The organism is Bradyrhizobium sp. LjRoot220 (assembly GCF_964252915.1).
Taxonomy (GTDB): domain Bacteria; phylum Pseudomonadota; class Alphaproteobacteria; order Rhizobiales; family Xanthobacteraceae; genus Bradyrhizobium.
Window position 1 is genome coordinate 1391177 of sequence record NZ_CAXUPS020000001.1, and the last position, 13593, is coordinate 1404769.

At 63.6% G+C, this 13593-nt stretch carries 13 protein-coding genes; 7 read left to right on the plus strand and 6 right to left on the minus strand.

Going from position 1 to position 13593, the window contains the following annotated elements; translation table 11 throughout:
* Positions 1-112 precede the first annotated feature (112 nt).
* From ACSQ84_RS06000 to ACSQ84_RS06015, 4 genes are all read left to right on the plus strand, one after another.
* The gene (locus ACSQ84_RS06000) at positions 113-1612 is read left to right on the plus strand and encodes a leucyl aminopeptidase (protein ID WP_436210698.1); all 1500 of its coding nucleotides are present in this window, start codon (positions 113-115) and stop codon (positions 1610-1612) included.
* 22 nt (positions 1613-1634) lie between these two features.
* On the plus strand, positions 1635-2087 hold the full coding sequence (locus ACSQ84_RS06005) for a DNA polymerase III subunit chi (RefSeq protein WP_436210699.1): 453 nt from the start codon (positions 1635-1637) through the stop codon (positions 2085-2087).
* A gap of 195 nt (positions 2088-2282) precedes the next feature.
* Entirely contained in the window at positions 2283-2846 is a 564-nt protein-coding gene (locus ACSQ84_RS06010; RefSeq protein WP_436210700.1) for a hypothetical protein, read from the plus strand.
* A gap of 31 nt (positions 2847-2877) precedes the next feature.
* A complete protein-coding gene (locus ACSQ84_RS06015) occupies positions 2878-3207 on the plus strand; it encodes a hypothetical protein (RefSeq protein WP_436210701.1) in 330 nt (109 codons plus the stop codon).
* Positions 3208-3230: 23 nt separating this feature from the next.
* Here ACSQ84_RS06015 and ACSQ84_RS06020 read toward each other — a convergent pair whose 3' ends face one another.
* Both ACSQ84_RS06020 and ACSQ84_RS06025 read right to left on the minus strand, forming a co-directional pair.
* Positions 3231-5105, minus strand: coding sequence for an ABC-F family ATP-binding cassette domain-containing protein (locus tag ACSQ84_RS06020; protein ID WP_436210702.1), 1875 nt, complete (start codon positions 5103-5105; stop codon positions 3231-3233).
* A gap of 79 nt (positions 5106-5184) precedes the next feature.
* A complete protein-coding gene (locus ACSQ84_RS06025) occupies positions 5185-5622 on the minus strand; it encodes a hypothetical protein (protein WP_436210703.1) in 438 nt (145 codons plus the stop codon).
* A gap of 233 nt (positions 5623-5855) precedes the next feature.
* Between ACSQ84_RS06025 and ndk the strand changes: the two genes are divergently transcribed.
* Together ndk and ACSQ84_RS06035 are read left to right on the plus strand one after the other, a co-directional pair.
* Entirely contained in the window at positions 5856-6278 is a 423-nt protein-coding gene (ndk, locus tag ACSQ84_RS06030) for a nucleoside-diphosphate kinase (RefSeq protein WP_436210704.1), read from the plus strand.
* Positions 6279-6337: 59 nt separating this feature from the next.
* The gene (locus ACSQ84_RS06035; RefSeq protein WP_436210705.1) at positions 6338-7177 is read left to right on the plus strand and encodes a TerC family protein; all 840 of its coding nucleotides are present in this window, start codon (positions 6338-6340) and stop codon (positions 7175-7177) included.
* Between the two features lie 24 nt (positions 7178-7201).
* Here ACSQ84_RS06035 and ppx read toward each other — a convergent pair whose 3' ends face one another.
* The 4 genes from ppx to ACSQ84_RS06055 form a co-directional block, all read right to left on the minus strand.
* Positions 7202-8704 (minus strand): exopolyphosphatase, encoded by a 1503-nt coding sequence (ppx, locus tag ACSQ84_RS06040; protein WP_436210706.1) that lies wholly within the window; start codon positions 8702-8704, stop codon positions 7202-7204.
* A 27-nt stretch (positions 8705-8731) separates the two neighbouring features.
* Positions 8732-10930, minus strand: coding sequence for an RNA degradosome polyphosphate kinase (locus ACSQ84_RS06045; RefSeq protein WP_436210707.1), 2199 nt, complete (start codon positions 10928-10930; stop codon positions 8732-8734).
* A gap of 149 nt (positions 10931-11079) precedes the next feature.
* Positions 11080-11757: a chromosomal replication initiator DnaA gene (locus ACSQ84_RS06050; protein ID WP_436210708.1), complete on the minus strand. Its 678-nt coding sequence runs from the start codon at positions 11755-11757 to the stop codon at positions 11080-11082.
* A 32-nt stretch (positions 11758-11789) separates the two neighbouring features.
* The gene (locus tag ACSQ84_RS06055) at positions 11790-12332 is read right to left on the minus strand and encodes a CDP-alcohol phosphatidyltransferase family protein (RefSeq protein WP_436210709.1); all 543 of its coding nucleotides are present in this window, start codon (positions 12330-12332) and stop codon (positions 11790-11792) included.
* 161 nt (positions 12333-12493) lie between these two features.
* Here ACSQ84_RS06055 and purM point away from each other — a divergent pair, with 161 nt between their 5' ends.
* A complete protein-coding gene (purM, locus tag ACSQ84_RS06060) occupies positions 12494-13591 on the plus strand; it encodes a phosphoribosylformylglycinamidine cyclo-ligase (RefSeq protein WP_436210710.1) in 1098 nt (365 codons plus the stop codon).
* Positions 13592-13593 lie beyond the last annotated feature (2 nt).

Here is a 13593-nt window from a genome sequence, read left to right on the forward strand (position 1 = left end):
AGGTCCCGGCCGGGGACCGCCACCAAAGAGACCATTCTGAACACCGCACTTAAGTCTATCCCGGGACCGCTTCCGGCCCCGACGTCAGCCCTGAATTCTGGAGGAATTGCCTATGTCCGACGCCGTCAAGGTCGGCTTTGTCCCGTTTACTGCGGCGTCCCGCGGCATTCTGGTGGTGTTTTGCGACGATGCGCTGAAGTTCGGCGCGGCGACCCGCAAGGCGCTGGGGTCGGCGGCCGACACCGTCAAGCGGGCGGCGGCGGCTAACCAGTTCAAGGGCAAAAGCGGCGCGGCGCTGGACATTCTGGCGCCGGAAGGAACCAAGGCGCCGCGGCTGATCGTCATAGGTCTCGGCAAACCGTCGGGCCTGAAGGAGAAGGATTTTCTCAAATTCGGCGGTGTCACCGCCGGCAAACTCAATGCTGCCAGCGACGCCGTCACCATCATCGCCGAACTGCCCGATGGCGCGATGCAGCCCGATCAGGCCGCCGGCATCGCGTCCGGCGTCCGGCTGCGCGCCTATAAATTCGACCGCTATAAAACCAAGAAAAAAGACGACAACGGCGCCGTGCGATCGGATGTTTCGATTGCGGTGGCTGACGTTACCGCCGCGCGCAAGGCGTTTGCGCCGGAATCCCATGTCGTCGACGGCGTGATCATCGCGCGCGAACTCGTCAACGAGCCGCCGAACGTCCTGTTCCCGATCGAGTTCGCGCGCCGCGCCAGCCAGCTCAAGAAAGTCGGCGTCAACGTCGAGGTGCTCGACGTCAAGGCGATGACCAAGCTCGGCATGGGCGCGCTGCTTGGCGTCGGCCAGGGCTCGACGCAGCCCAGCCGCACCGTGATCATGCGCTGGAACGGCGGCAAGAAGGGCGCGCAGCCGGTGGCCTTCGTCGGCAAGGGGGTTTGCTTCGACACCGGCGGCATTTCCATCAAGGGCGCTTCCAGCATGGAAGACATGAAGGGTGACATGGGCGGCGCTGCCTGCGTCGTCGGCCTGATGCATGCGCTGGCGGCGCGCAAGGCCAAGATCAACGTCGTCGGCGCCATCGGGCTCGTCGAGAACATGCCTGATGGCAACGCCCAGCGTCCCGGCGACATCGTCACCTCGATGTCGGGGCAGACCATCGAGATCATCAACACCGACGCCGAGGGCCGGCTGGTGCTGGCCGACGTGCTCTGGCACGTGGCCAGGAAGTTCAAGCCCAACTTCATGGTCGATCTGGCGACGCTGACCGGCGCGATCATGGTCGCCCTCGGCACCGAACATGCGGGTCTGTTCTCCAACAATGACGAACTGGCGGAACGGCTGAGCAAGGTCGGCCTTGAGACTGGCGAGAAAGTCTGGCGTCTGCCGCTCGGTCCGGAATACGACAAGCTGATGGATTCGCAATTTGCCGACATGAAGAATGCCGGTGCGCGCCATGGCGGCTCGATCACCGCCGCCCAGTTCCTGCAGCGTTTCGTCGACGATACGCCGTGGGCGCATCTGGACATCGCGGGAACCGCGATGGGCGCGCCGAAGACAGAGATCAATCAAAGCTGGGGTTCGGGCTACGGCGTTCGTCTGCTCGACCGGCTGGTCGCGGAATACTACGAAGCCAAAACCTGACAGAGGAATAGCCGAAGCCTGCATGACGGAAGTCCTGTTCTACCATTTGCAGAACATGTCGCTCGAAAGCGTCTTGCCGCCGCTGCTGGAAAAATCGCTGGAGCGGGGCTGGCGCGTGGTCGTGCAATCGACCTCGCCGGAACGCACCGACGCGCTCGATGCGCATTTGTGGACCTACAGCGACGAATCGTTCCTGCCGCACGCCACCTGGCGCGCCGCCGATGCGCCGGATCAGCCGATCATCCTCTCGATCGAGGAGGGCAATCCGAACCGGGCCAATGTCCGGTTCCTGATCGACAACGCGGCGCTGCCGGCGGATTCAGACAGCTACGAGCGCCTGGTGCTGGTCTTCAACGGCGACGATTCCGACGCGCTGACCGCGGCGCGCGGCGTCTGGACCGATTGCAAGGCCCGCGGCTTCGAGGTGACCTATTGGCAGGCCGACGAGCGCGGCCGCTGGCAGCGGCGGCAATAGCGATATAAGACAATTAATGATAATTTGAGGTTTCTTCCGGCAGGCTTGTGGGCAGCCATGGTCGTGCCGCAAAGTGATGTTGGGACAAGTAGTTACAGCAGAGCGTTTTCAAGCGAAGTGGATACCGGTTCGCGTGAGGAAAACGCGTCAAGACAAGATTCGAGAGCTTCGGTTCTGATTCAAGCAGAACCGATAATGCTCTGGGGGTGGGAGCCTGGGTCCAGCGTGCGAGACGGAACGTTCAATCGAAAGCCATTGTTGGCGCTGCTGCTGCTCGGTCCCGTGATCGCGGGCTGCAGCGGCGCGCCCGACCTGCTTTCGAAGGATGCCGACTGGTTTTCGCGTCCCGGCCGCGTCTTCATCAAAAACATTTCGATCGAGACGCCGCCGCTGACCCCGGACAAGCCGGTCACGGCCGAAGACCTCGTCTCCGCCGACGGGGCCTGTCCGGGAATGGCGCCGCCACCAGGTGCCGCCGATGCCAATGCGCAGGCTGGCAGTCCGCCGCCCTCGACGTCAGGCAGCGTTGCGCTTGGCCACACCGAATGCGACGTGGTGCGCGGCATTGGCACGCCCGACAACGTCAACTTCTCGAATAATCCCCGCGGCGATCGCGTTGCGATCCTCAGCTATTCGCGCGGCCAGCGCGCCGGCATCTACACCTTCACCGCCGGACGTCTGTCGTCGATCGAGCGCGGCCCCGAGCCGGTGCAACAGCCGAGGGGCGCCAAGCCGAAGCGAAAGCCGGCGGCGACGTAGGCCTTTCTAGGACTTCAGAGAGCGTGCCAAAATGAGCGACCTGAGCGCCAGGTTCGTTGGTCTTGGGCCCAACGACAAAGCGATGTTTTTGGCGCGAGTCGCGCATATGGCGACGATTGCAGCACGCGAGTCGTACGCGACTTCCGTGGACCACCCCGAACGAGATTATGATCATCCCGACGCGATTATTTTGCGAGACGCCAACAATTTTATTCATCGCGTGGTCGGCTACATAATGCACGTTCTGGATGGCACAGAGATGGCCGGTCAGGACGAGTCAGTGATGATAATGATTGAGGATCATTACCGGGAGCGGAATCTCGGAGATTTGCTCACCGAATGGCTGGCGACCTCAGACTAAGGCGCTACTTGAGATGACGGGCTCTAGCCCGTCGCCTCGTCATACTGCGAACTTGCCTCGAGCCAGTTTTCTTCCGCGCGCTGCAAGGCGCTTGCGGCTCCGGCGCGGGCCTTGCTGAGCTGGGCGGCCTGCTTCGGATCGCGTGTGAACAGGTCCGGCAGCGCCAGCGCGGTGTCGATCTTGGCGATGATGCCGTTGATGCGCGCGATCTCGGCCTCGGCCTCGGCGATTTTCTGCCGCAGCGGCGTGCGCTTTTCGCTTTTGCCGCGCTCGGGCTTCGAGCTTTCTTTCGCACGTTCATTGCCACGGTCGCGCGAAGCGGGTCTGACGTCGCGGATCGACAGCACCATCCGCCGGTACTCGTCGAGATCGCCGTCATATGTCGTCACGGTCTGGTTGGCGACCACCCACAATTGATCGGCGCAGGCTTCGATCAGATAGCGGTCATGCGAAACCATGATGACGGCGCCGGGAAATTCATTGATCGCTTCGGCGAGCGCTGCGCGGCTGTCGATATCCAGATGGTTGGTCGGCTCGTCCAGGATGATCATGTTGGGGCCGAAAAACGTCGCCAGCCCAAGCAGCAGCCGCGCCTTCTCGCCGCCCGACAGGCTCTTGACCAGGGTATCGCCGGCCTTGCCGGAAAATCCGATGGCGCCGACCCGCGCGCGCACCTTGCTCTCGGGCAGGTCGGGCAACAGCTTGCGGACGTGGTCGTAGGGCGAGCCATCGAGGTTGAGTTCGTCGACCTGATGCTGCGCGAAGTAGCCGACCGACAATTTTTCCGCGCGCGTAATCCGCCCCGAGAACGGCGGCAACTTGTTCGCCAGCAGTTTTACAAGTGTCGACTTGCCGTTGCCGTTGGATCCGAGCAGCGCGATGCGGTCCTCGGTGTCGATGCGCAGGGTCACTCGGTTGAGCACGGGCTTCTTCGGATCATAACCGACCGAGACGTCATCGACCGCGATGATCGGCGGCGACAGCGTCCGTTCGGGCGTCGGGAACGAAATCTCGCGCACGTCCTGCGTCACCAGCGCGGTGACCGGCTTCATCCGCTCCAGCATTTTCACGCGCGACTGGGCCTGGCGCGCTTTCGAGGCTTTGGCCTTGAAGCGGTCGACGAAGGCCTGCAGCCGCTTGCGCTCGTCCATCTGCCGCTTGGCGTGCTTGGCGTCGAGCATTTCGCGGGTGGCGCGCTGTTCCTCGAACGACGAATAGGTGCCCTTGTAGAGCGTCAGCCTGCCGCGATCGAGATGCAGGATCTGATCGACCGAGGTGTCGAGCAGGTCGCGATCATGGCTGATCACGATCACGGTGCGCGGATAGTTCGCCAGATGCTCTTCCAGCCAGAGCGTGCCTTCGAGGTCGAGATAGTTGGTGGGCTCGTCCAGCAGCAAGAGATCGGGCGCCGCGAACAGCGTCGCGGCGAGAGCGACGCGCATCCGCCAGCCGCCGGAGAATTCCGAGCAGGAACGGGCCTGATCCGCGGTCGAAAAGCCCAGGCCGGAGAGGATCGCCGCGGCGCGGGCGGGCGCCGAGTGCGCGTCGATATCGACCAGCCGGGTCTGGATCTCGGCGATCCGGTGCGGATCATCGGCGATCTCGGCTTCCTCCAGCAACGCGTTACGTTCCAGGTCGGCCTTGAGCACGACGGTGATGAGGCTGTCCGGCCCGTCGGGCGCTTCCTGAGCCAGGCTGCCGATGCGCCAGCGGGGAGGTATCGAGATGCTGCCGGTTTCCGTCGGCAGATCGCCACGAATCGCGTGAAACAGCGTCGATTTCCCGACGCCGTTGCGGCCGACAAAGCCGACGCGGGCGCCGGGCACGATCTGCACCGAGCTGTCCTCGATCAAAAGCCGTCCGGCAATCCGGATCGAGATATCTGTGATTGAAAGCATGCGGCCTTGTCACCGGACCGGCCGCCAAACGCAACCGATTTATCTGACAAACAGGCTGTTCTGAAGGTCCCGAGACGGGTTAATGGCGCTCGTTCTCGCGCCGGATGAGCTCGTTGACCAATTGCTGCAGACGGGGCGAGAGTTCGGTTTCCGGGCGTATGTTTTGCTGTAGCCGTTCGCCGACGGCATCACAGATCGATCGACAAGTCCGGTGATCGATCTGCTCGAAAACAGGATTGATTCGGCTATCCATGGCGAGTTCCAGCAAGGCTTTTGAGTAAATCTGAGTAAGTTGATGAAGGATCAAGTCACGAAGCTGTAATTTGTTTCCCGGTTGCGGATCGCCTGTTGCACACATCCGAAGCGAGCCGGCGAGGGTTCCCGCGAGGCGAGAAAACGGTCGGGGCGGAGTCAAAAACCAGTTGTTGGGCGCCAACGGCCCAATGGGTTCCCGATCCAGCGGTCCGCGGCAATGGCAATAAGCGATCGATTGCGAAGCGTGATCGTCCGATTGCAAGGCATGATCGTCTCCTCATAGAGACGGCTCCCGGCAGGCGCGAAATTGCTGTAATCATAGGGCTCGAAGCGTTTTCGGGCGCCGGCCCCCGCCCTGGACGCGATCAGGGCGACCACCGGTTTGAGCAACAACGTGGCATAAGGGCGCGATAACGCGGCATTGGGTCGCTTGCCGTCGCAGGACTGCGCCGATATAAGCCGCAACTCTCAATCAGTGTTTGTAAGGACGTAATCATGGCGACGGAACGCACCTTTTCGATCATCAAACCCGACGCGACCGAGCGCAATCTGACCGGCGCCGTCAACGCGTTGATCGAGAAGGCCGGGCTGCGGATCGTCGCCCAGAAGCGCATTCGCATGACCCGCGAGCAGGCCGAAGCCTTCTACGCCGTTCACAAGGAGCGTCCGTTCTTCGGCGAACTGGTCGACTTCATGACCTCGGGTCCGGTGGTGGTTCAGGTGCTGCAAGGCGAGGGCGCGGTGCTGAAATATCGTGACGTGATGGGCGCGACCGACCCGTCGAAGGCGGCCGAGGGCACGATCCGCAAGCTTCACGCCAAGTCGATCGGCGAGAATTCGGTGCACGGTTCGGACGCGCCGGAGACGGCCGCGATCGAGATCGCGCAGTTCTTTTCAGGCAACGAAATCGTCGGTTAATTCAAAACGGCGGCGCGCGAGCGCTGCCCAGGACGGCCACGCGCCGGGGGGAAGATGCTGTGGACTGGCTGATGCAAATTTTCGATCCGGCGACGATCTCGACCTTCTTCACGCAGTTTCAAGCCGAGATGCAGCAGCCGGCGTTCTGGGTCGCGCTCGGCAAGATCATGTGGATCAATATCCTGCTGTCGGGCGACAACGCGCTCGTCATCGCGATGGCGTGCCGCGGCTTGCCGCCGCGCCAGCGCTTCTGGGGCATGATCCTCGGCGCCGGCGTCGCCGTTGGGTTGCGCATCATCTTCACCGGAATCGTCGTGTCGCTGATGGCGCTGCCGTTCCTCAAGCTGGTCGGCGGTCTGGCCCTGCTCTACATCGCTGCCAAACTATTGGTGCCCGAACCGGAAGGTGAGGGCGAGATGGACGCGGCGGCGCATCTGTGGGCGGCCGTGCGGATCGTGGCGATCGCCGACATCGTGATGAGCCTCGACAACGTGATCGCGGTCGCGGCCGCCGCCAATGGCAGCATTCCGCTGCTGGTGATCGGCCTTGCGATCAGCGTTCCCCTTATCGTTGCCGGTGCGGCGCTGATCATGGCGCTGCTGACGCGCTTGCCCGCCTTGGTGTGGGCCGGCGCAGGCCTGCTCGGCTGGGTCGCCGGCGAGGTGATGGCAACCGATCCCGCCGTCGTTCCGCATCTGCGTGCGCTTTCCGACGGACCGGTCGGTGTTTCGCTCGACAAGCTTTTGGGCTGGACCGGCTTGCATTTCGCCAACGGTGGCCATGGCGCCGAGGTCGTGTGCGGCCTGATCGGCATCGCGATCGTGCTGATAATCGGATCGATGTGGCGCAAAAGCGCCCAGGAAAAGCACGCCGCCGAGCACGCCGCCAAGGCGGCGTGACAGCGATCGGTACGGGCTTCGGCCCTACCGCCGCACGATCGATCCGGAGCGTCCGATCAGCCGGGCCAACTGCTTGAAGCGGCTGCCGACGCGGTCGGCGACGAGATCGACCATCCGGTGCTCGAACACCAGCATCAGCTTGCGGCCGTGGCTGCGGAAATGCGTCGCCGGCAGCACGCCGGTTCGCGCCGCCGAGATCAGATGCGCGACGCGGAACGCCGCGCCGAGAATCCGTGCGCGCTCATCCATCGCCGGCGGCACCAGTTCGCGGATGCGTGCCGGCGGTTCGTTTTCCTCGCTGAGACCGGCGTAGCGGTAGAATACCGACAGCGCGACAAAGGCGCGGCCCTGGTGGCTGATCGAGCCGAAATTGCCGTTGGTGATCAGGCTCAGCGTCTCTTCGCCGCGATGATCCGGATGCACCCGCCAGCCAATGTCGGACAACAGGCAGGCGGCATGGCGCAGCCGGCGCTCTTCAACGGTTTCGCGCAGCTTCACGACCCTGACCAGACGATCGGTCCATGAGACCAGTTCTTCGGCATGGCGGGCGGAGCGCGACAACAGCTGGTTCAGCGTCTGCGCGGCGCAGATAAACCCATCCCTGGCGCGTTCGGAAGGCGCCAGCTTTTCGTACAGCAGGCCCTCGCGCACGCCAAAGGTCGAAAACACGATGGTCTTGGGTTTCGCGACGCGAATGATGTGTTCGAGCACCAGCGCCGCATAGGTCAGCAGCGGCCGCCGCGCGTCGGAGATCATCTCGATATTGGCCAGCATGTTGGCCGCAGCGAGCCGCCTCAGCCGCTGCGCGAAGTCGAGCGCTTCCGCCGCCGGGATGGAATAGCCGTGCATCACCCGCAGCGGGTAGTCGCTCTGAATAATATGGATGCGTGCCAGCGCACGCCAGGTGCCGCCGACCGCATAGAAGGTGCGGCCGCGGCCGGCCTTGAGCTGGGCGACGTCGGTGAGTTCGTCGCGGACGATGCGCTCAGCGCGCTTCAGCGACTTGTCCGACAGATCCTGCAGCGCGAGGCTGCCGAGCGGCAGCGTCACGCCGCTGCGGACGCGGTTGCGGTGAACGTCGATCAGTTCGAGCGAACCGCCGCCGAGATCGCCGACGATGCCGTCGGGATCGTGCACGCCGGACACGACGCCGAGCGCCGACAATTTGGCCTCGCGCGGTCCCGACAGGATTTGAATGCGGGCGCCGCAGATGCGTTCGGCCCTGGCGATGAAATCGGGACCGTTGGACGCGTCGCGGCAGGCCGCCGTGGCGATGGCGTAGACCCGGCCGACCTTCTGAATTCGGCACAGCGCGCGAAACCGCCGCAGCGCGGTCAATGCCTTGGCGACGGCGTCAGTCGCCAGCAAGCCGGTGGTCTGGACCTCGCGGCCGAGTCCGCACAGCGCCTTCTCGTTGAAGATCGTGACGAGGCTTCGCGCCATCGTTTCATAGACGACGAGACGAACCGAGTTCGAACCGATATCGATGACGGCGACGCTGGTAGCGCGCTTGCGCGGACGCTTCACCGCCAAAACCCCTTATGACGCAACCCGCTAAGACGACTGCTGACGCTCGGTACGGCGCGTGAGGCGGCGCGGCGAAGATTCCTTGAGAGACTTTCCACGGCCTGACAGACTCGGATTCGTCATGAAGTAGTTGTGCAGATTGAACGGCTCTTCGCCTTTCGCGGCCTTCATACGCGTTGACGACCCATCGGGCAACAATTGCCAGCTTTGCTCGGTATCCTTCAGGTTCGCGACCATGATCTGTTCGAGAACCTGCTGATGAACCGTAGGATTTTGCAGCGGGCAGAGCACTTCGACGCGGCGGTCGAGGTTGCGCGGCATCATGTCGGCGGACGAGATATACACAGCAGCTTTTGCGCTCGGCAGGCCTTGGCCCATACCAAAGCAGTAGATTCGGCCGTGTTCGAGGAAACGGCCGATGATGGACTTGACGCGGATGTTCTCGGAAAGTCCGGGCAGCCCGGGCCGCAGGCAGCAGATGCCGCGTACCACGAGTTCGATCGAGACGCCGGCCTGCGAAGCCTCATACAGCGCGTCGATGATATCGGGGTCGACCAGCGAGTTCATCTTCATCCAGATCGCGCCCGGCTTGCCGTGACGGGCGTAATTGGATTCGCCGTGGATGTGCTCGATGATGCGCTTGCGCAGCGTCAGCGGCGACACCGCCATGCGCTCGATGTCGCTGGGTTCGGCATAGCCGGTGATGTAGTTGAACACCCGCGCCGCATCGCGCCCGATGACCGGGTCCGAGGTGAAGTAGGACAGATCCGTGTAGATGCGCGCGGTGACCGGATGATAATTGCCGGTGCCGGTATGCACGTAGGTGGTGAGGTTGCCGCCCTCGCGGCGCACCACCATCGACAATTTGGCGTGGGTCTTCAATTCGATGAAGCCGTAGACGACCTGCACGCCGGCGCGTTCGAGGTCGCGGGCCCAGCGGATATTGGCTTCCTCATCGAACCGCGCTTTCAGCTCGATCAATGCGGTCACGGATTTGCCAGCTTCGGCGGCCTCCGCCAGCGTGCGCACGATCGGCGAATTGTTCGAGGTGCGGTACAGCGTCTGCTTGATGGCGACCACGTCGGGGTCGCGAGCGGCCTGTTGCAGGAATTGCACCACGACGTCGAAGGATTCGTAGGGGTGATGGACGACCAGGTCCTTTTGCCGGATCGCGGCGAAGATGTCGCCGCCATGGTCGCGCACGCGCTCGGGATGGCGCGGCACATAGGGCGCAAATTCGAGATCGGGCCGGTCGAGCCGGGTCAGCTGAGACAGTTCGTTCATCGCCAGCACGCCGTCGACCAGAAAGATCTCGTCGTCGGCGGTGGAAAGCGCCCGCTGCACAAAGGCGCGAAGCTCCTCCGGCATCTTGGCTTCGATCTCGAGCCGGATCACCGATCCGCGCCGCCGCCGCTTCAGTGCCGTCTCGAACAGGCGCACCAGATCTTCGGCCTCTTCCTCGATTTCCAGCTCGGAGTCTCGGATGATGCGGAACGCGCCTTGGCCCTTGACGGTGTAGCCGGGGAACAGGCGGCCGATGAACAGGCCGGTGGCCTGTTCCAGCGTGATCAGGCGCACCGCGCCGTCCTTGCCCGCGGGCATGCGGATGAAGCGGTCGATCTTGCCGGGCATGCGGATCAGCGCGTTCATCGGCTTGCCGTCGGCAACCCGCGACAAATGCAGCGCGATGGTGAAACCGAGGCTCGGGATGAATGGGAAGGGGTGCGCCGGATCGATCGCGAGCGGCGTCAGCAGCGGGAAGATGTTGTGGAGGAAGTGATCCTCGATCCAGCTCCGCTCGGCCTTGCTGACGTCGTGGCCATCCACCAGCACGATGCCGGTCTCGGACAGAATGGTGCGCAGATCGCTCCAGATCGCCTGCTGGTCGGAGGCGAGTTCCGAGACCGTCTGGTTGATGCGGACGAGCTGCTCGGACGGCGTCAGGCCGTCGGGGCTGCGTTCGGCGATGCCTTCGCGGACCTGCGCCTTGATACCGGCGACACGGACCATGAAGAACTCGTCAAGGTTATTGGCTGAAATCGACAGGAACCGGACCTGCTCCAGCGCGGGATGGCCGGGATTGACGGCCTCTTCGAGCACCCGGCGATTGAAATGCAGCCAGGATAGCTCGCGATTGATGAATCGTTCCGGGCTGGTGGCGATCGCCGGCGGAGCTTCGGCTATCGCTTCTTTTTCTTTTATTTCAATAACTTGGGCCGATTCCATGAAGTTTTAATCCATCTCAGGCGGGAGAGCAGGGCGAGTTTACGCCGATGCCGCTGCGCACCATGTGATACGCCGATGACGTTTCAATGACATTGATGTTCCGGCCGGCGCCGGCGTCAAGGCGGTCGGGGCGCGACAAGGACGCCCGCTCAGGCGTTGCGGAGCAATTCCGACGCCAGCGCCCGGGTCACCGGCCGGCCCAGCCGTAGCGCCTCGGTGTCGAGCAGGTCGACCGCCTGGCGGGCGGCCGCATAGGACCGCTCGATCCGGCTGGCGAGGTAGCTCACCACCGTCTCGTCGATCGTCAGCTGGCGGTCGGCGCAGAATTTGATGATCAGCCCGCGGAACAACAGGTCGTCCGGCGGCAGCAGCGGCACCGTCGGCACCGCACGCAGCCGCGACCGCAGATCGCGCAGCTCGACCTCGAAGGCTGACGGCGCCACGCGCGCCGTCATCAGGATCGAGGCTTCGTCCTCGCGCGCCAGATTCATCAAATGGAACATGGCGCGCTCGTCGAAATCCCCCGGCTTCAGGTCCTCGACCACCAGCGCGCCCGTCACCAGCGACCCGGGCACGGCGGTGGCTGTCAAAGCGTGCGCGGCGATCGAGCGGGCGCCGGCCTGCTCGGCCCAGATCGCGGCGAGGTGGCTCTTGCCGGAACCCTCGGGGCCGACCAGCAGCATGATGCGGTTCGGCCAGTCGGGCCAGCGGTCGATCAGGGCGAGCCCCGCCTCATTGGCGGGCCCTTCCAGAAAATTGTCGCGGGTCAGGCTCTCTGCGTGCGGCAGCGCCAAGGCAAGCTGACGGGGTTGAACGCGAACTGCCACGCAAGTCTCCGGGCCGGGCTACTCGAAGCGCGCTACTTGGCCTCGATCGTACTCATATGCCGCACCCACTCCACGAGATAGAGCGAGACGGAAACCAAAGTAAAGACCGTTACAAAACCCATCAGGATCAGGTCGTACGGCGTCGGCTTGAAGTTGAAGCCGAGCGAAGCCAGCACCAGGGCGGCGAACGCCACCTGCGCCACCGTATTGAGCTTCGACACCATCAACGGCTTCATCGGGATCGGCTTGTCGAACAACCATGACACGATCACGGCCGATACGATCATGATGTCGCGCGACACCACCAGGATCACGATCCACAGCGGCACCGCGCCCCAAATTCCCAGCGACACGTAGATCGACACCAACAGCGCCTTGTCGGCCAAAGGATCGAGCAGGGCGCCGAGCTCGCTGGCCATGTTGAAGCGCTTGGCGAGAAAGCCGTCGACGGCGTCGCTGACGCCGGCAACGACGAAGATCGCGAAAGCGATTTCCATCTGTCGGGAGGCAATCGCCCAGACGATAACAGGCACCAGGATGATGCGACCCAGCGTGATGATATTCGGAATACTCAACTCGGTCGCTTCCCGGCTACCGGCCTCTATTTACGTAACAGAATCGGCCCTTTGCGGGGCAGGGCGGTTGTTATCTACATAGTATATCGACCCCGCGCTTGCGAGCCATTGCAGGATCGGGGAAATCCTCGTAACCAGCCCTCATCTGACGGGAATTGGGCATGATCGACCGCAAAAACGGGCTCACTTACGCCGATTCGGGCGTCGATATCGATGCGGGCAACCGCCTGGTCGATCTCATCAAGCCGATGGTGCGCGCCACCGCCCGCGCCGGCGCCGACGCCGAAATCGGCGGCTTTGGCGGGCTGTTCGACCTCAAGGCGGCCGGCTTCAAGGATCCGGTGCTGGTGGCCGCGACCGATGGCGTCGGCACCAAGGTCAAGATCGCGATCGAAACCGGCCTGCATGGCGGAATCGGCGTCGACCTGGTGGCGATGTCGGTCAATGACCTCGTGGTTCAGGGCGCCGAGCCGCTGTTCTTCCTCGACTATTTTGCTTGCGGCAAGCTCGATCCGGAAGCCGCGGCCGCAATCGTGGCCGGCGTAGCCGAGGGTTGCCGGGAGTCCGGCTGCGCCCTGATCGGCGGCGAGACCGCGGAAATGCCCGGCCTCTACAAGGACGGCGATTACGACCTCGCCGGCTTTGCGGTCGGAGCGGCCGAGCGCGGCACGCTGCTGCCGAGTTCGGATATCGCCGTCGGCGACGCCGTCATTGGCCTGGCGTCCTCAGGCGTGCATTCCAACGGCTTCTCGCTGGTCCGGAAAATTGTCGAGCAATCCGGCCTCAGCTTTGACGCGCCGGCGCCGTTCTCGCCGGTCATGACGCTCGGCGGCGCGCTGCTGACGCCGACGCGGCTCTATGTGAAATCCTGCCTGCGTGCGATCCGCGAAACCGGCGCCATCAAGGGCCTCGCCCACATCACCGGCGGCGGCTTCACCGACAACATTCCGCGGGTGCTGCCAAAGCATCTCGGCGTCGGCATTGACCTGGCGCGGCTGCCGGTCTTGCCGGTGTTCAAATGGCTGGCCGAGCAGGGCGGCATCGCCGAACTCGAACTGTTGCGCACCTTCAACTGCGGCATCGGCATGATCGCGATCGTCAAGCCGGATGCGATCGACAAGCTCACCGAAATCTTCACCGAAAGCGGCGAGACGGTCGCGCTTCTGGGTGAAGTGATCGCGGCCCAAGGCGATCATCAAGCCGATCATCAGGGCGAGCATCGCGTGGTCTATAACGGTCATCTGGACCTGTCGCGGTGAAG